Here is a 16,556-nt window from a genome sequence, read left to right on the forward strand (position 1 = left end):
GCGACAATGCCCCAGGGCAAGCTGGATATTAAAGAGGGAAAAGAGGGCGTAAGGTTCATTGTCCACGTGGCGCCCAGGGCCTCCCGGTCGGAATTCATGGGGCTCCACGGCGACGCCATGAAAGTGCGCCTGGCGGCCCCGCCGGTGGATGGCGCCGCTAACGATGAGCTTATCGCGTTTTTATCAAAATTTATCGGTGTGCCGAAATCGGCAGTGGCTATAATCGCTGGAGAAACATCGAAACGGAAGACCGTGAGGATATCCGGGATTAACGCGGCCTCGATAACCGTTAAAATTGACAGGTGAGCCATCCGCTCCATTAGGCGGCCCGGCTTTTGTTTTCAGATAAAAATTCACCGTGGAGGGCATGGTAATGGGAGTAAAGAAAAAACTGGCTCTACTGGCCCTGGTTATGGCCCCATTGTATGGTTGCGTCGCCCTTGTGGCAGGCGGGGCCGGAGCGGCGGGTGCGTATATGTGGACCCATGGGAACCTCACCCGCAATTACCACCAGCCCATGGAAACCACTTGGGAGGGCGCCCTGCACGCGTTGAGCGTTTTAAACCTGCCGGTGATAGAGCAGGAACACGACAAGTTCAACGGGCGCATAAAAGCCAAGATGGCCGTGAAGAACGACCAGCTGATAATCATCATGGAACGGTGGACGGATAACGAAACAAAGGTCACCGTCCGCGCCGGCCCCTTGGGCAACAGGGGCATTTCCGAAAGGGTCCATGAAGAAATCGCCAGGGCGCTCAAGTAGGCTTTGAAAGCTTTGAAAAAACCCATGCCCGGCCTCCATTCATAAACGGAGTCAGTTATATGAGCGGGGTAGTGGGTGTTTCCACCTGTTGGTTATCAAGAGTCTCTAACGACGGGGCGGGAATAATCAGTGGCATCGCGGGCATCGGCGCCGCCGCCGTGGAGCTGGATTACCGGCTGACACCGGCCATGCTGGGCCATGTGGAAGCCGCGCTTGGATCCCGGGGGATGGGGATTGTCTCCATCCACGCCGTATGCCCGGCCGTGGAAGGCAAGCAAGACACCCGTCAGGCGGAGCGGTATTCCGTCAGTTCCGCTTCGGAGGATGAGCGCCGCATGGCCGTTGCCGATGTGATAGATACCATCCGGACAGCGGCGCGGCTTGCGGTAAAAAACGTGGTGTTGCATTGCGGCAAAACGCCCATGGAAAGGGTGACGCCCATAATCCAGCGGATGTACGATGATGGAACCCTGCATACGCCGGAGGGGCAAAAACGGATCGGCCAGTTTAAAACAGACCGTTTGCGAAGCAGGGGAAACACCTTCAAAAATCTCCTGAAGTCCCTGGATGAAATAGGCGGGGAAGCGGCAAGAAACGGCGTGGATATATGCCTTGAGAACCGTTATTACATGGAGGAATACCCAAATTTCGAGGAGATGGCCGTGATATTTTTGCGGCTGGATAACGGCCCCATAAAATACTGGCACGACACCGGCCACGCCCAGGCGCAGGAAAACCTTGGCATGATCAGCCACTCCGCCTGGCTGAAAGAATTTTCCAGCCGGATGGCCGGGGTTCATCTGCACGATGTGGAGCGTTATACCGACCATTTGGCGCCTCCTTCCGGCGCTGAGGGTTGCGTGGATTTTTCCATGGTGGAGCGTTATATTGCCCCCGGCGCCGCCAGGGTGCTGGAGCTTCGTGAAACCGTAACCCCCGCCCAGGCAAAAGCCGGGCTGGAATGGCTTGCGGCCCGGGCGGGTTGATAAAATGGCCAAATCCGCCACCATAGTCTTCGACATGCGCGCGCTCCAGGCCGGGTACAAGGCCCACAAAACCCGGGGCATCGGCGTTTACGCTCGCAATTTGGCCCGCCGGATGAGCCTTTCCCCTGCTGGTCTTGCATGGATCCCCATGTTCGACCCCAGGTTTGAAAACGAATGGCTTTCAGGCTTCGGCGCTTTGCCATTACAGCCTGGCGCGGTTTCTTCCGTCTTGCGCCCTGTGGTCCGCGAATTTTTGACCCAGCTTTTATTCATGCGCCCAGCCCTGGACAGGTTCGCCCGGGAACAGAAGGCGGGCCTTATTTTTTTCCCCACACACCTGGACGCCCCTCCGGGCCTTTGCGTCCCATACGCGGTTACGGCCCACGACATGATCCAGTCCGCCCTGCGAAAAGAGCATTACAACAGCATCAAACATAGGCTTCACATAGAAAGCCAGAAAAAGGCGTTGAACGGCGCCCGGCTTGTGATCGCCATTTCGCATCACACCAAACAGGACGTGATAAAACACGCCGGGGTGGATCCGGAAAAAATAGTGGTGATATATAACGGGGTGGATCCTGTGTTCCGCCCCGGCGCCGGAGAGGGTTTTGCGCGTTTGACGTTGCCGGAAAAATTCGTATTGAACGTGGGCGGCATAGATTTCCGGAAAAACATCTCGCTCCTGCTTACGGCTTTTTGCGAGCTGTCCCGGAAACATCCGGATTACCGGCTGGTGGTGACCGGGGAGATAACCCGCGATCCGCAATACGGCTCTTTTACCCGGATGGTGGACAAACTGGGGCTGGCCGAAAAAATAATCACCACAGGTTATGTCTCCACCGAAGAGCTGGCGGCGTTATACAACCGGGCGCGGATGATGTTTTACCCCAGCGTGTACGAAGGCTTTGGGCTTCCCGTGGCCGAGGCCATGGCCTGCGGCGCGCCGGTGATATCCACCAACTGCTCTTCCATTCCCGAGGTGGCGGGGGAGGCGGCAATCCTACTGCCGCCAGATAAGCCCGAAGCCTTTGCCCAGGCGCTGATTACACTGGCTGAAAATGAGGGTGAGCGGGAACGGCTGAAAAAGGCCGGCATCGAGCGCGCCGCGATGTTCACATGGGAAGAATGCGCCCGCAAAACATTTGAGGCGCTGGCGGCGGCAACTGGATAATTCGTGGCCGGCGCTTCTTAGGCGCCGCCATTTTTCAAGATGCCGTTGCTATTATTCTGGTATCTGGCGCTGAACCGGCCGAAAACGTCTTTCTCCTCCAACACATGGAGAAGGTCCCCGTCCAAATGGTTTTTCTCCACCTCTCCGCGAAGGATTTTGTACACCGTGTCCAGCGGAATGCTTTTCTTGTACGGCCTGTCGGGCGCGGTGAGGGCCTCCAGAAAATCCACCAGGCACAATATCCGTGACTGGGTGGGCATCTGTTCGGCGGTGAGCCTGTTGGGATACCCTGATCCGTCCAGATGCTCGTGATGGCTTCCGGCGTAAAGGGGGACGTTCTTGTACTTGCGCGAGAATGGTATTTTCTGGAGCATCCTGATGGTGACGTCTATGTGGCTTTGCATTATCAAGCGCTCTTCTGCGGTGAGCGTGCCTTTTTTTACGGACAGGTTGTGCAACTCGTCTTCCGATAACCTGGGCAGGCGGTCCCCGTTCATCACGAACGTCTTTTGGGATATGGCGCGGAGCCGCTCCACTTTTTCGTCTTCCATGAACTCGCCGGGATTGTTGCAGTGGAGCACGAAATCCCGCTCATCCTCCAGTTCCCGAATCTCTTTATCCAGCCCGGCCCTGGCCTCGGCCAGCGCATTATCCCCGGCGCCCGAGCGGGCCAGGTTGGCGATTGTTTCGAAACCTTCCACCTTGGCCTGGGCCAATATAAGCTCGTACCTTGTTCGTATCAGGTCCGACCTGTCATAAATTGTCTCCAGCTTCACGGACTTGTCCATGATGTGCTGGGGGGAGACTATCTTACCGATGTCGTGCATCCACGCGGCGATGCGAAGCTCGTTTATTTCGTCCGGGCCGAATTTCACCCCGGCCAGCGGGCCTGTGTCGGTTTCGTTTATCGCCTGGGCCATTTCCAGCGCCAGCTCCGCCACCCGGCGTATGTGGCCGTGGGTGTATTTGGAGCGGGCGTCCATCGCCGTGGCCATAACCTCCAATAACGACTCGAACAGCCGTTCCGTCTCCCGGATCAGGCTCACGTTGCTGATGGCCACTGCCGCCTGGCTGGCCAGCGATTTGGCCAGCGCGGCGTACTTCGTGTCGAAAGGTATCACCTTCCCGGTACGCCGGTCTTTGGCGTTTAACAGCTGAAGCACGCCGATCACCTCGTTCTGGTAATCCATCAACGGCGTCACCAGCATGGACATGGAGCGGTACCCCGTGGCCTGGTCGTATTTCTTCGGCCCGGTGAAATCAAACTCTTCGGACTTGTAAACATCCGGAACGTTGATGGTTTTCCGGGTGATGGCCGCGTATGAGGAAACGAAGGCCGGGCTGAGCGGAACCGGCGGAAAAGTGGGGGCGTTGCCGGACATCCCGCCCACTTTCATGTTCATGGAAACGTTCCGGCTGACGGTAAAATGAAGCTCCGCGCCCTTGAGGAGATAAAGCGTACACCCGTCGGCGTTGGTTATCTCGATAGCGCCGTCCACTATCTTTTCCAGAAGGCCGTCCAGGTTGCGTTCCGATGAGAGGGAAATGCCGATATCTATAAGACGGCGGATCTGGTTTATGTCGGAAGCGTGGCTATCCTCGAGCTCTTCCATACGTTCCCCGGCCGTTCTCATCATGCCTCCACCACCCAAGGGGGCAAAAACCACTAGAGATCTCTGGACTCATCATTCCCACTGCTTCATGACCTTGGCTACAGTACCTTCCGCGAACAGCTTGAGCCATGCGTCCACCACATCAGGGTCAAAGTGGGCGCCAGAGCCCCGGGCAATCTCCTCCATGGCCTTTTCCACCGGCCATGCTTCTTTGTATGGCCGGGCGGTGGTCAACGCGTCGAACACGTCGGCTACGGCCACGATCCTGGCCGGTAACGGTACGTCCTCGCCAGATATTCCGTCAGGATATCCGGCGCCGTTCCATTTTTCATGATGGCCCCTGGCTATCATGCGCGCCATGATGAAGAACGGCTTCTTCGGAAGGATGCGCTCGCCATGGACGGTGTGCAGTTTCATCACAGTAAATTCGCCATCGGTAAGTTTGCCCGGTTTTTTCAAAATGTCGTCCGGGATGGATATTTTGCCCACGTCGTGCATGATGGAGGCGTAACCGATATCCTCCGCCTGGGCCTGGTTCAACCCCATTTTTATCGCCAGCGCCTCTGAGAAGCCGCGTATGCGCATGACGTGGTTGCCCGTGTTCTCATCTTTTGCTTCCGCCGCCATCGCCAGGCTGAATATGGCGTCCAGGTTGGACTCCCTCAGCTCCAGGGTGCGCTCACGCACCCTTTGCTCCAGGGTCTCGTTGAACTGGGCCAGTTTTTCGTTGGCCGCGCGCAGGTCCTCGTACAGGGTCTTCACCCGCAGATGGCTCTGGATGCGGGCTATGAACTCCTCGCTGGAGAAGGGCTTCACCACATAATCGTCGGCGCCCATGTTGAGCAGGAGTTTTATGTTCTCCTTCTCCGAGATTGTGGTGGAAACCACTATCGGGATGAACTGGTAGCGCCGGTCCCCCCGGATAAGGCCCACAAGCTCCCGCCCGTCCATGTTGGGCATGTTTATGTCGGTTATCACCATGTCCAGGCCATCGGATTTTTCCTTCAGGATGTCCCAGCCTTTTGCGCCATCCTCGGCCTCCAGCACCTGGTGGCCGTTCTTCTCCAGAAGGTATTTGGTGACGGCCCTTATGGTGTTGGAGTCCTCCACCAACAGGATGCAACTTGATTTGCGGCCCGCCCCGGCCTGGAGATGGGCCTCCACAAAACCGCCCAGCTTGCCCACCTGGAAGGGCTTTTGGAAAACGGTGATAACGCCGCTCTTGAATCCGGCCTCTTCGGCGGCCTTTACGCCAACCCCAAGGACCGCCACCACGGGGATGTCCCTTGTGCGCTCGGAAACCTTGAGTTCGCTTACCATCTTGAAGCCGTCATATCCGGCCACGGTGGGGTCTATAACGATTATGTCCGGGGATTTTTCGAGGGCAAGCTCCATCCCCTCCTTGGGGTTGCGCGCCTGAAACACGCGCAAGCCGACAGATTCAAGCTCTTCCTCAATGATCAACCTGGAAACGCCATACTCGTCTATCACGAGGGCGCTTCTATTGAGTTCTGCGGTTTCCGGATCGCCCATAAATCCCACTAACGGAACTTTCGGAATTATTGATAGCCAGACCGTCAAAAACAATCGTCCAGCCTGCGGGCCGAACGAGCGCAAAGAATCTTCCTAAACCTGCCGGACACTTGCCACCAACCACTCCCCGCGCCTCAAGAACAGGGGCGCAGGGCACATGCCCAGACAAATGTCCAATGCTTGTATGGTATCATCTTTTACCATGAATACGCTAGACCGTTACATATTAAGCGAGCAGGCTAAAGTCTTTCTAATCTCGGTTTTTATCCTGCTTTCGGTACTGCTTCTGGAGAAGGTGAATTTCCTTTCCGGATTGCTGTTAACCAAGGGCGCATCTTTTAAATCCATCGGTGAACTGCTTCTGTACCTGAGTCCGTCTTTTTTCACCTTGGCGGCGCCGTTGGCCATGCTTATGTCTTCGCTGTTAATTTTTTCCCGGTTCGCCGGGGATAACGAGATTACAGCCATGAAATCCGCCGGAATCTCGCCATGGCGCATCTTGAGGGCGCCCCTTATCCTCTCCGGGGGGGTGTTTCTGGCCACGTTATATCTTTCGGTGTTCGTGGCGCATAAGGGGAATTTGCATTTCCGGGACGTGGTGGTGGACATTATTCGTTCCAACATCAGCATGAATATCAAGGAGCGCCGGTTCAACGAGAATTTCGGCAAACTGCTGGTGCATGTGAATGAGAATGATAATGGACAGCTTTCCGGTGTCTTCATATCCGATGGGCGCAACCCGGCCAAACCGAGAATCATCGAGGCTAAACGGGGCCACATCCACTCCGGCGAGGCGGGGGACTCGGTGGTGATGGACCTTTATACAGGGGTCATCCATTCCCTAGGCGCCGATGGGATGTATCAAACCATCGGGTACGACAACTACACGCTGAAAGTGGAGCTTGAGGGAGAGTTTTCCAAGCCTGCGGAAAAGGAAATTCCGCATTTGTCCCTGCCAGAACTCTCTGAAAGGATTACCCAATCCGAACAACAAGGCTTAAAGGCCTCCGCCGAAAAGGTGGCCTACCACAAGGCTTTTTCGGCCCCGGTGGGATGCCTGGTGCTGGGCCTTTTGGGCGCGCCGCTGGGAATTCTCACCCACAGGCGCGGTTCCGCCGGTGGATTTGGGGTTGGGGTCTTGATGATCGTCATCAATTACCTTTTATGGATGATAGGGCAGGGGTTAGGCTCCGAAGGGAAATTGCCGCCGGTTCTCGCCATCTGGGCGCCGGACATCATTATGGGCGCCGCGGCGCTCTATTTCGTTTATCACGTCTCGAGGGACAGCGCCCCGGTCTGGATAGAAAAAACCGGCTGGGTGTTCTCCCGGCTCTGGAAAAAGTAACCGCTGAATGGAATCCCTCAGGGCGCTGGACGAGGCGCTGTTCTTATTGATAAACAACGGGTTGTCTAACCCGGTTCTGGACGTGGTCATGACTTTCGCCTCTGTGGCGGGGGACGCGCCGGGCTGGATTATAGGCGGCATTGCGGGTATTTTCTACTTCGACCGGGCCAATTTCAAACGCCGGGCGGTTACTTTCCTTCTATTGATGGCCGCGGCGGGGCTTCTGCTGAATGTGACCAAGAATGTTTTTGAGCGGGATCGGCCCCTGGAAAAATTTAAACAGCGACTGGACGCGGGGGAGGTGATTATCCACACCCCTTACAACAAGCTTTGGGCGCGTTCATTCCCCTCGGGTCATTCCCAGGCAGCCTTCACGGCGGCTACGTTTTTTGCCTTATATTACAGAAGGTTCCAATGGGCATTATTTGGAACTGCGGCGCTGGTGGCCCTGTCCCGGGTATATGTGGGCGCCCATTTCCCGGCGGATATAGTGGCGGGATCGCTCTTTGGCTGGCTTATGGCTTATATATGGTGGCGGATGGATCCGCAAGCTCCGCGACCCATCCAGGTTGCCGAAGTTGAAACCGGAGCCGCCGTAAAATAAAAAGTGTAAAGCCCTGGCCAAGCCGGGCCGATACATATGCTATAATTCACGGTGAAAGAGCGGAAAAATGAAGATAAACGGTTTCGATCCCTCTCAGAACGCGCCCGGGCCCAAGAAGGCCGCCGGGGCGGAGTCCAAACCGTCCCAGTCGTTCCTCGAAGTTTTAAATGGAATGACCTCGGGCACAGAGGCCTCTGCGGGCAAAACATCCACGCCCGGCATTTTGCCCACTTCACAGGTTCCATTTATAGCGCCACCGGTGGGGGATTTTTCCACCACAGGCTCCGCTTCGGGAGTGCTGAATCAGGTGGATGGCCTGCTTACAGACCTTTCGATGTTCAAGAACGCCCTAGGCAATCTGGACATTCCCATGGAGCGGCTGGCCCCGCTGGCCAAAGAGCTTTCTTCCAAAAAAGACGAACTGGCCGGGATGATAGGCTCCATGTCCGATGGGGAGCTGAAAAAACTGGTGACCGACGCGCTGGACCTTGTAATGGGGCAGATAGACCAGTATTACACCGGCTACGCGGCGTAAACCAATCCGGTAATATCGGGGCGGCCTTGAAAAGCCGCCCTTTTTTATTTTGGAGCCCGCATGGAAAAAAGCGAACCTCCCGGAGATTACGGCCCGCTCTTCCAGCGATACCTCGCCGTAATACTTGCTTTCGCCTCCAAAACCCGCTCCATGCTATTTAAATCTTTCGCGCTCCTCATGGGTGGAACGATGTTTCTCGTTGTAATCCCCTTCCTGCTTTATCTGTCAGGCGAGGCCCTGAATGCAATCATCAACATCAACTGGCCCGCTGAAGTTGAGATTCCGGTGGCCGCGCTTTCGGTTTGCGCCGGGCTATTCTTTCTGCTGTGGGCGGTTTGGGCCCAATTGACCATTGGCCGCGGCACCCCCGCCCCCATCGCCCCCACCAGCAAACTCATCGTGACGGGGCCGTATAATCTTTGCCGAAACCCAATACAGCTGGGGGCATGCCTCTATTACCTGGGGATTGTCACCTGGGTCGCCGGACTCATGGCGGGCATCGTATCCTTCGCCTTGGGCATGGCGCTGGGCTCTTTCTATCACAAGGTGTTCGAGGAAAAAGAGCTGTTGGCCCGGTTCGGCGATGATTATCTAAGATACAAAGAAACCACCCCGTTCATCATCCCCCGGCTCCGGATTCGCTGATTATCCCTTTCGCCTTGTCATCCCGGAAGGCGCAATAGCGCCTATCCGGGATCGGGGCCTAAGCGTCAAGGATGCGAAGCCCGGATGCCGGATCAAGTCCGGCATGACATTATTTGAGTGACGAACCCAAGGGGTTAACGGCGACAATAATAATCCCGTCATGGCGGGCTTGTCGGGCCACGAACCTGATATCAATGCGCCCCTCAGCCAGGCTTCGGCAGACTCAGCCTGACGATGCCAGGAATGACATATCGCTTCCCCGTGGTCGCCCGACCACGGGACCGGTTTGGCTGGATACCGTGGTCGGCGACCCCGGCGAAGCAAACTTGGCAGGCTGTGCCCGCTCATGAAATATTACTTCATGAATAATATTATACATGTAGCACTACTTGACAGAGCCGCCCCCGGCGCGGTAAAATCCGGCGTAACACTCAATCCATATCAAGGTTCGGGATGGAGACAAAGGCCAGGGGCGCGGTGAGCATGTCCGGCGGGGGCGCGGTATCACGCATCCGGGGCGTGGTTCCTTCGCTTCAGCCCGCCGAACGGCGGGTGGCGGAGTATGTCCTTGCCCACGGGGAGGATCTGCTGGCCCAATCCGTGGGGGAGGTTGCGGCGGCGGCGGATGTTTCCGAGGCCACGGTCATCCGCTTTTGCAGGACTGCCCGGTTCCTGGGGTTCGCCGACCTGAAAATAGCCCTGGCGCGGGAACTGGTCACCCCCATCGCGTCCGCCATCCACGAAGACATCACCGAAAAAGACGACACCGCCACGCTGGCCCGTAAAGTGTTCGGCGCCAACATCCAGACCTTGAACGACACCTTGAGCGTTGTGGACGCCAAGGCCGTGGACAAGGCGGTGGACATGCTGGCCGGGGCTGGCAGGATACTGGTGATAGGCGTAGGCACCTCGGCGCCCATAGCCATGGACGCCTACACGAAATTCATGCGGCTGGGTCTTTCCGTGACCGTGCAGACCGACGCGCACCTTATGATGATGGAAGCGGCGCTCCTTTCCAAAGGGGATATGATATTCGCCATCAGCCATTCGGGATCCACCAAAGACCCGGTGGAAACCATAAAGGCGGGCAAGGGCGCCGGGGCCAGGGCCGTGGCGGTGACCAACAGCTTTTTATCGCCCATCGCCAAGGCTTCGGACGTGGCTCTTATCACCGCCAGCAAGGAAACGCGGTTCAGGAGCGAGGCGTTATCGTCCCGGATAGCGCAGGCTTCCATTCTGGATCTTCTTTATGTGGCTCTCGGCATGCGCGACAGGAAACGGACGCTCTCGTGCATCCGCCGGATAGAAGACGTTATCACGTCGAAACAATACTAGGGGTTAATAGCGAAATGATTACTTTGCGCACTTTCGTTTTATTGGACAGCCTTCAGGACCAGCTGGCCTCTTACATCGGCTCCACCGCCAAGGGTTTCCTTCCGGTGCCTGGGGTGGCCTCGCTGTTTGTGGAGATAGCGCCGGGGCTGGCCATCAACCGGGTGACCGACGTGGCCTTGAAAGCCACCCGCGTCCAGCCCGCCGTGCAGATTGTGGAGCGGGCCTACGGCCTTCTGGAGGTGCACGACATGGACAAGGGCGAGGTGATGAGCGCCGGTCAGGCCATCCTCGACCATCTGGAAGTCAAAGAGAGCGACAGGATAAAACCCGACATCGTGGCCAACCAGATAATCCGCTCCATGGAGGCCTACCAGTGCCAGCTGATCAACCGGAACAAGAGCGGCTCGATGATATTGCCGGGCGAGTCGCTGTTCATACTGGAGACCGAGCCCGCCGGTTACGCGGTTTACGCCGCCAACGAGGCGGAGAAGGCCGCCAACGTGAAACTTATAGATGTGCGGCCTTTCGGCGCTTTCGGGCGGCTGTACATGTCTGGGACCGAAGCGGAAATAGACTCGGCGGCGGAGGCGGCTGTTAAAGCCCTCGAAAGCCTCACCGGCCAGCCGAACAAGAAAAGCAGATAACCCATTTTTGATTTAAGGAGAATGCAATGCCGGACGCTCTGGGAATGATCGAGACTAAAGGATTTGTGGGCATGGTGGAGGCTTCCGACGCCATGGTTAAAGCCGCCAAGGTGGAATTGGTGGGCTACGAGAAAATAGGCGGGGGGTTTGTCACCGCCATAGTGCGCGGCGACGTGGCCGCCGTGAAAGCCGCCACCGACGCGGGCGCCCGCGCCGCCGAAAAGGTGGGCGAGCTGGTTTCGGTTCACGTGATACCCAGGCCGCACAACAACATAGACGGTGTTCTGCCCCTGGGCAGGAAAGCCGTGGCGCAGGACTAGCGCCATGTTGTTCGGCAAAGTGGTGGGGACGGTGGTCTCCACGAAGAAGACACCCTCGCTGGAGGGTCTTAAACTTTTGCTGGTGCGCAACGTGGACCACCTGGGCGAGCTGTCCAAAGGTTATGTGGTGGCCGCCGACTCGGTGGGAGCCGGTGTGGGCGAGGTAGTGCTGTACGCCACCGGCTCATCGGCGCGGCAGACCGACATCACCAACAACAAGCCCGTGGACGCGGTGATCATGGGCATTGTGGACACCTGGGACGTGGACGACAAAACGGTGTTCACAAAATACCAAACCGCCGGAGTGTAACCGATGAGCATCAGCAAGGACCAGATAGCCGAAATTGTGGAGCGTGTGGCCCGCCGGATAGCCTCGGAACAACCTGCCGCCGGTCCGGTTGTCGCCGACAAGCCGTCCAGTGGCGGGCGGGGCGTGGGGATATACGACACGGTGGAAGAGGCGGTATCAGCCGCCAAAGCCTCGTTCCACACGCTGGACACCCATCCGCTGGCTGAGCGCAAGCTGATGATAGAGGCCATGCGCAACGCCGCCCGGCAAGACATCGAGACGCTGGCCCGGATTGCGGTGGAAGAGACTGGCTTGGGCCGCGTGGCGGACAAGATTTTAAAGAACACCCTGGTGGTGGAAAAAACGCCGGGGGTGGAGATAATTGAGCCGAAAGCTTTCACCGGCGACGATGGCATCGCCCTTATGGAGCGGGCGCCATACGGGGTGATAGGCTCCATCACCCCCTGCACCAACCCCACCGAAACGGTTATATGCAACGCCATCGGCATGATAGCCGGAGGTAACGCCGTGGTGTTCAACGCCCATCCGGCGGCCAAAAACACCACCGCCCACGTGATAAACCTGCTCAACCAGGCCATCATCAGCGTTGGCGGCCCGGCGAACCTTTTGACCGCCGTGGCCAACCCCACCGTGGAAAGCGCCGGGGAGCTTATGCGCCACAAGGACATCCGCCTGCTGGTTGTCACCGGCGGCCCCGCCGTGGTGAAGGCGGCCATGAACAGCGGCAAGAAGGTAATCGCCGCCGGGCCGGGCAACCCGCCGGTGGTGGTGGACGAAACCGCCAACCTCGAAGACGCGGCCAAACACGTGGTGGACGGCGCCTCATTCGACAACAATATCGTCTGCGTGGTCGAGAAAGTCCTCATCTGCGTGGACAAGGTGGCGGACGATTTAAAACGCCACATGAAAAAATTCGGCGCTTACGAGATAAACGCCAGCCAGGTGAAGAAACTCGAAAAACTGGTGGTGGAACGGGCTCCATCAGGCCCCGGCGACCATGGGGTGATCAACAAGAAATGGGTGGGCAAAGACGCGTGGAAAATCCTGCGCGCCATCGGCGTTGACGCCAGCGAAGACATTAGGCTTGTGGTGTTCGACGCGGAGAAAGGCGACCCGCTGGTGGTGATGGAGCAACTGATGCCTATCCTGCCGCTGGTGCGGGTGGCGGATGTGGACGAGGGCGTCTCCTTCGCAAAAATAATAGAGCATGGGTTCGGCCACACGGCGGTGATGCACTCCACCAACGTGGACAATCTCTCCAAAATGGCCAGGGTGATAAACACCTCCATCTTCGTGAAGAACGGCCCCAGTTTCGCGGGGCTGGGCTGGGGAGGGGAGGGCTACACATCGTTCTCCATCGCCAGCCCCACCGGCGAAGGGCTCACCACAGCGTTGAACTTCACCCGTGAGCGGCGTTGCACCTTGAAAGACCGGTTCAGGATAATTTAACCCCATGTCATCATTGCCGGACATCGCCAGGGAGGCGGGAATCATAGGCGCGGGTGGCGCCGGGTTCCCCACCCATGTGAAGCTGGCCGCCGCCGTGGACACGGTTATCGTCAACGGCGCGGAGTGCGAGCCGCTGATGGCAGGCGACCAGTATTTGATGGAGAACCGGGCCGGTGAGATAGTCTCAACCTTGCGGGCCGTCGCCGCATTTATCGCCCAGCGCTCTGGCAAGCCGGTCCGTAGCGTTATCGCCGTGAAGAAGAAATATAAAGAAGCTCTGGCGGCGTTGAGTGGCCGTATAAAGAACAGCGGCGCAGAGATACTGGAACTCGATAACGTTTACCCCGCCGGGGATGAGCAGTTTCTCGTTTACGAGGCCACGGGCCGCATAGTTCCCGAAGGGGGAATACCGCTGGCGGTGAACGTGGTGGTGATGAACGTGGGCACCCTGGTGAATCTGGCGGACGCCATTTCCGGACGGCCTGTTACCCACAGGGTGATAACCGTGGGCGGGGCCGTGGCCAACCCCATGGTCATCCGCGTTCCCATCGGAACGGCCTTCCCTGAAATAATCGCCCGGGCTGGCGTGACGGTGGACGATTATATCCTGCTGGTCAACGGCCCCATGATGGGGCGCGTAACCACCGATTTGTCCGGCGTGGTGAACAAGACCACCGGCGGGCTTTTCGTGTTGCCCAAGGGGCATCCGCATGTGGCGCGGATGACGAGGCCTTTGTCCACCGAGATCCGCATCGGTAAATCCGCCTGTGAGGCGTGCCGGTATTGCACCGATTTCTGCCCGCGTTACCTGCTGGGACACAAGTTGGAACCCCACAAGATAATGCGCGTGGTGAATTACGATAAAGACCTGGACACCGACACCATCACCGCCGCCTGGCTATGTTGCGAATGTGGCGTGTGCGACCTGTGGGCCTGCCCCATGGCGTTGTCGCCCCGGGTGTTTTTCCGCGAGTTCAAACGCAGGCTGAAAGAGGCGGGCATCGGCAACCCTCACAAGCGGACAGACATATCAGCGGACTATTACCGCCAATACCGGGGCGTGCCCGCCGAAAGGTTATTAACGCGGCTGGGGCTGGCGGAATATGACCGCAAACCAGCTTTCTATGATGGCCCGTGGAACGTGTCACAAGTCACCATAAACCTGAATCAACATGTGGGCGAGCCGTCGGCTCCGGTGGTGTCCAAAGGCGACCGGGTGGAGCAGGGGAGGCTGATAGCGGAAATTCCCGAAGGCAAGCTTGGGGCGCGGTATCACGCGTCAATATCCGGCATGGTCGCGGAAGTTACTCCTCAATGGATAAGGATAGAGGCATGAGTTACAACGAACCGGCGCTGGCGTTGATAGAGCTCCGCTCGGTGGCGAGGGGCGTGGCCACGGCGGACGTGATGGTGAAAAAAGCCCCCGTGCGCCTGCTGGAGGCGCGCACCGTTTGCCCCGGCAAATACATGATACTCGTCGCCGGTGAAACGGCGGCGGTGGACGAAGCCTACCGGGCTGGTCTCGAAAAAGGGGCGGAGCTTATAGTGGACCAGCTTTTCCTGCCATACGCCCACGCCCAGCTTATACCGGCCATCCAGGCCTGCGTCCCGGCGCCGGAAATGAAATCGCTGGGGGTGGTGGAGGTGTTCACGGTGGCCTCGGCCCTCCTCTCCGCCGACGCGGCGGTGAAAGCGGCCGAAGTGACCGCCATCGAGATAAGGCTGGCCAACGGGCTGGGCGGAAAATCGTTCTACACCATCACCGGCGACTTGAACGAGCTGGAAGCGGCGGTGGACGCGGGGGTTTCCATTATCCAAACCACGGGCACGCTGGTGTGCCGCGAGATAATCCCCAACCCGCACGGGGACATTAACCTGAAACTTTTATAGGCGTAACGCAATGCATCTAGCCAAGGTTATAGGCCGGGTGGTGGCCACGGTGAAACACGAGGCGCTCACGGGCGTGAAACTCCTGCTCATCCAGCCCATAGACGACAAGGGCGCGCCCAAAGGCGAACCCATCGTGGCGACGGATTCCGTGCAGTCCGGCCCGGGCGATCTTGTAACCTACGTCTCCGGCAGGGAAGGCACGCTGGCCCTGGACGAGCCGTTCACCCCGGTGGACGCGGGCATTGTGGGCATTGTGGACAGCGTGAACAGGGAAACCCCATGAAGCTTTGCAGGGTGGTGGGAAACATCCAGTCCACGGTTATAAACCCGGTGTACAAGGGTCACCGGATAATGATTGTCCAGCCGCTGGATGAAAACATGAAAGACGAGGGCGCCACATTTTTAGCCGTGGATTTCGCCCAGAGCGGCCCTGGAGACATCGTGCTGGCGGCAGTGGAGGGCAACGCGGCGCGGCAGTTGTTCATGGACCAGAACGCGCCGGTCCACAGCGTCATAGAAGGCGTGGTGGACCGGGTTGACATGGCGGAGTAAAGGGAAATGAAGACCGAATCCGAATACAGAAAAGACATAGTTGAAGTTTGCAAACGCATCCACGGGCGCGGCTGGATATCCAGCACCGACGGCAACGTCTCCGTAAGGCTGGGGCGTGACCGCATACTGATAACCCCCACCGCCATCCACAAAGGTTACATGACCGAGCGGGATTTGATTATCACCGACATGGAGGGAAAACTTATCGCCGGTAGCCGGAAACCCTCCAGCGAGATTTGCCTGCACCTCACCTGTTACAGGGAACGGCCCGACGTGAACGCTGTGGTGCACGCCCATCCCACCATGTGCGTGGCGCTCTCTTTAGCCGGTGTATCGCTGGCAAAATGCCTTTTGCCGGAGGTGATTTTTACCCTGGGATCCATCCCCACGGCGGAATACGCCCCGCCCACCACCGAGAAAGTGGCCGAGTCCGTAAAGAAATACATAAAGGAATTCGACGCGGTGATACTGGAGCGCCACGGCTCCGTAACCGTGGGGGCCGACGTGTTTTCAGCCTACAACACGCTGGAACGGATGGAGCATGTGGCGGAGATGACCTATTATGCCCGGCAGATAGGAAACGTAAAACCGCTGTCGGAACAGCAGATAGCCCATCTCCAGTCCATCGGCGACAAACAGGGCTGGCCCCGGAAAAAACTTTTGGAACAGGCCTGCAACAACTGCAACGCCTGCGGCAAGCACAACAATAGCGGCTCTTGCGGCGGTCACGCGCAAAATGAGCAGGCGGTGCAAGCGGCGGCGCCATCGGCGGATTACATAGAAAAACTCATTGTAGAAGAAGTGCGGGCCGCGCTGAAACGGAACTGAGCTAGGCCCAAGTCCGCCACTGTCACTGTTATC

Annotated in this window: 20 protein-coding genes; 18 read left to right on the forward strand and 2 right to left on the reverse strand. The window is 58.0% G+C overall.

What is annotated here, in order from left to right; all coding sequences use genetic code 11:
* Positions 1–6 precede the first annotated feature (6 nt).
* From HY751_09280 to HY751_09295, 4 genes are all read left to right on the forward strand, one after another.
* Entirely contained in the window at positions 7–306 is a 300-nt protein-coding gene (locus HY751_09280) for a YggU family protein (protein MBI4666586.1), read from the forward strand.
* 67 nt (positions 307–373) lie between these two features.
* Positions 374–763, forward strand: a complete 390-nt coding sequence (locus HY751_09285; GenBank protein MBI4666587.1) for a DUF3568 family protein — start codon at positions 374–376, stop codon at positions 761–763.
* Positions 764–822: 59 nt separating this feature from the next.
* Positions 823–1,749: a TIM barrel protein gene (locus HY751_09290; protein ID MBI4666588.1), complete on the forward strand. Its 927-nt coding sequence runs from the start codon at positions 823–825 to the stop codon at positions 1,747–1,749.
* 4 nt (positions 1,750–1,753) lie between these two features.
* On the forward strand, positions 1,754–2,920 hold the full coding sequence (locus HY751_09295) for a glycosyltransferase family 4 protein (GenBank protein MBI4666589.1): 1,167 nt from the start codon (positions 1,754–1,756) through the stop codon (positions 2,918–2,920).
* A gap of 17 nt (positions 2,921–2,937) precedes the next feature.
* Here HY751_09295 and HY751_09300 read toward each other — a convergent pair whose 3' ends face one another.
* Both HY751_09300 and HY751_09305 read right to left on the reverse strand, forming a co-directional pair.
* Positions 2,938–4,557 (reverse strand): GAF domain-containing protein, encoded by a 1,620-nt coding sequence (locus tag HY751_09300; protein ID MBI4666590.1) that lies wholly within the window; start codon positions 4,555–4,557, stop codon positions 2,938–2,940.
* Positions 4,558–4,605: 48 nt separating this feature from the next.
* Positions 4,606–6,066 carry a response regulator gene (locus tag HY751_09305; GenBank protein ID MBI4666591.1) on the reverse strand — a complete coding sequence of 487 codons (1,461 nt, stop codon included), beginning with the start codon at positions 6,064–6,066 and terminating at the stop codon, positions 4,606–4,608.
* 202 nt (positions 6,067–6,268) lie between these two features.
* Between HY751_09305 and HY751_09310 the strand changes: the two genes are divergently transcribed.
* From HY751_09310 to HY751_09375, 14 genes are all read left to right on the forward strand, one after another.
* Entirely contained in the window at positions 6,269–7,411 is a 1,143-nt protein-coding gene (locus HY751_09310) for an LptF/LptG family permease (GenBank protein ID MBI4666592.1), read from the forward strand.
* 7 nt (positions 7,412–7,418) lie between these two features.
* Entirely contained in the window at positions 7,419–8,015 is a 597-nt protein-coding gene (locus tag HY751_09315) for a phosphatase PAP2 family protein (GenBank protein ID MBI4666593.1), read from the forward strand.
* A 67-nt stretch (positions 8,016–8,082) separates the two neighbouring features.
* Entirely contained in the window at positions 8,083–8,550 is a 468-nt protein-coding gene (locus HY751_09320; protein ID MBI4666594.1) for a hypothetical protein, read from the forward strand.
* A gap of 60 nt (positions 8,551–8,610) precedes the next feature.
* A complete protein-coding gene (locus HY751_09325) occupies positions 8,611–9,195 on the forward strand; it encodes an isoprenylcysteine carboxylmethyltransferase family protein (protein MBI4666595.1) in 585 nt (194 codons plus the stop codon).
* 453 nt (positions 9,196–9,648) lie between these two features.
* Positions 9,649–10,530, forward strand: coding sequence for a MurR/RpiR family transcriptional regulator (locus tag HY751_09330; protein ID MBI4666596.1), 882 nt, complete (start codon positions 9,649–9,651; stop codon positions 10,528–10,530).
* A 14-nt stretch (positions 10,531–10,544) separates the two neighbouring features.
* Positions 10,545–11,174, forward strand: a complete 630-nt coding sequence (locus HY751_09335) for a BMC domain-containing protein (protein MBI4666597.1) — start codon at positions 10,545–10,547, stop codon at positions 11,172–11,174.
* A 26-nt stretch (positions 11,175–11,200) separates the two neighbouring features.
* Positions 11,201–11,494 (forward strand): ethanolamine utilization microcompartment protein EutM, encoded by a 294-nt coding sequence (gene eutM / locus HY751_09340; protein MBI4666598.1) that lies wholly within the window; start codon positions 11,201–11,203, stop codon positions 11,492–11,494.
* Between the two features lie 4 nt (positions 11,495–11,498).
* A complete protein-coding gene (locus HY751_09345; protein ID MBI4666599.1) occupies positions 11,499–11,804 on the forward strand; it encodes a EutN/CcmL family microcompartment protein in 306 nt (101 codons plus the stop codon).
* A 3-nt stretch (positions 11,805–11,807) separates the two neighbouring features.
* Positions 11,808–13,253 (forward strand): aldehyde dehydrogenase EutE, encoded by a 1,446-nt coding sequence (locus HY751_09350; protein ID MBI4666600.1) that lies wholly within the window; start codon positions 11,808–11,810, stop codon positions 13,251–13,253.
* A gap of 4 nt (positions 13,254–13,257) precedes the next feature.
* On the forward strand, positions 13,258–14,589 hold the full coding sequence (locus HY751_09355) for a 4Fe-4S dicluster domain-containing protein (GenBank protein ID MBI4666601.1): 1,332 nt from the start codon (positions 13,258–13,260) through the stop codon (positions 14,587–14,589).
* Positions 14,586–15,143 (forward strand): BMC domain-containing protein, encoded by a 558-nt coding sequence (locus tag HY751_09360; protein MBI4666602.1) that lies wholly within the window; start codon positions 14,586–14,588, stop codon positions 15,141–15,143. Before HY751_09355 ends, HY751_09360 begins: the two co-directional genes overlap by 4 nt.
* A gap of 10 nt (positions 15,144–15,153) precedes the next feature.
* Positions 15,154–15,426, forward strand: coding sequence for a EutN/CcmL family microcompartment protein (locus tag HY751_09365; GenBank protein MBI4666603.1), 273 nt, complete (start codon positions 15,154–15,156; stop codon positions 15,424–15,426).
* Positions 15,423–15,695 (forward strand): hypothetical protein, encoded by a 273-nt coding sequence (locus HY751_09370; protein MBI4666604.1) that lies wholly within the window; start codon positions 15,423–15,425, stop codon positions 15,693–15,695. The genes HY751_09365 and HY751_09370 overlap by 4 nt, the downstream gene beginning before the upstream one ends.
* A gap of 6 nt (positions 15,696–15,701) precedes the next feature.
* Positions 15,702–16,523: a class II aldolase/adducin family protein gene (locus HY751_09375; protein MBI4666605.1), complete on the forward strand. Its 822-nt coding sequence runs from the start codon at positions 15,702–15,704 to the stop codon at positions 16,521–16,523.
* Positions 16,524–16,556: the final 33 nt, after the last annotated feature.

Source organism: Nitrospinota bacterium, assembly GCA_016208975.1.
GTDB lineage: Bacteria > Nitrospinota_A > UBA7883 > UBA7883 > JACRLM01 > JACQXA01.

Coding starts and splice junctions, on each gene's coding strand:
- HY751_09280 (MBI4666586.1), top strand. CDS start 7: ATGCCCCAGGGCAAGCTGGATATTAAAGAGGGAAAAGAGGGCGTAAGG.
- HY751_09285 (MBI4666587.1), top strand. CDS start 374: ATGGGAGTAAAGAAAAAACTGGCTCTACTGGCCCTGGTTATGGCCCCA.
- HY751_09290 (MBI4666588.1), top strand. CDS start 823: ATGAGCGGGGTAGTGGGTGTTTCCACCTGTTGGTTATCAAGAGTCTCT.
- HY751_09295 (MBI4666589.1), top strand. CDS start 1,754: ATGGCCAAATCCGCCACCATAGTCTTCGACATGCGCGCGCTCCAGGCC.
- HY751_09300 (MBI4666590.1), bottom strand. CDS start 4,557: ATGATGAGAACGGCCGGGGAACGTATGGAAGAGCTCGAGGATAGCCAC.
- HY751_09305 (MBI4666591.1), bottom strand. CDS start 6,066: ATGGGCGATCCGGAAACCGCAGAACTCAATAGAAGCGCCCTCGTGATA.
- HY751_09310 (MBI4666592.1), top strand. CDS start 6,269: ATGAATACGCTAGACCGTTACATATTAAGCGAGCAGGCTAAAGTCTTT.
- HY751_09315 (MBI4666593.1), top strand. CDS start 7,419: ATGGAATCCCTCAGGGCGCTGGACGAGGCGCTGTTCTTATTGATAAAC.
- HY751_09320 (MBI4666594.1), top strand. CDS start 8,083: ATGAAGATAAACGGTTTCGATCCCTCTCAGAACGCGCCCGGGCCCAAG.
- HY751_09325 (MBI4666595.1), top strand. CDS start 8,611: ATGGAAAAAAGCGAACCTCCCGGAGATTACGGCCCGCTCTTCCAGCGA.
- HY751_09330 (MBI4666596.1), top strand. CDS start 9,649: ATGGAGACAAAGGCCAGGGGCGCGGTGAGCATGTCCGGCGGGGGCGCG.
- HY751_09335 (MBI4666597.1), top strand. CDS start 10,545: ATGATTACTTTGCGCACTTTCGTTTTATTGGACAGCCTTCAGGACCAG.
- eutM (MBI4666598.1), top strand. CDS start 11,201: ATGCCGGACGCTCTGGGAATGATCGAGACTAAAGGATTTGTGGGCATG.
- HY751_09345 (MBI4666599.1), top strand. CDS start 11,499: ATGTTGTTCGGCAAAGTGGTGGGGACGGTGGTCTCCACGAAGAAGACA.
- HY751_09350 (MBI4666600.1), top strand. CDS start 11,808: ATGAGCATCAGCAAGGACCAGATAGCCGAAATTGTGGAGCGTGTGGCC.
- HY751_09355 (MBI4666601.1), top strand. CDS start 13,258: ATGTCATCATTGCCGGACATCGCCAGGGAGGCGGGAATCATAGGCGCG.
- HY751_09360 (MBI4666602.1), top strand. CDS start 14,586: ATGAGTTACAACGAACCGGCGCTGGCGTTGATAGAGCTCCGCTCGGTG.
- HY751_09365 (MBI4666603.1), top strand. CDS start 15,154: ATGCATCTAGCCAAGGTTATAGGCCGGGTGGTGGCCACGGTGAAACAC.
- HY751_09370 (MBI4666604.1), top strand. CDS start 15,423: ATGAAGCTTTGCAGGGTGGTGGGAAACATCCAGTCCACGGTTATAAAC.
- HY751_09375 (MBI4666605.1), top strand. CDS start 15,702: ATGAAGACCGAATCCGAATACAGAAAAGACATAGTTGAAGTTTGCAAA.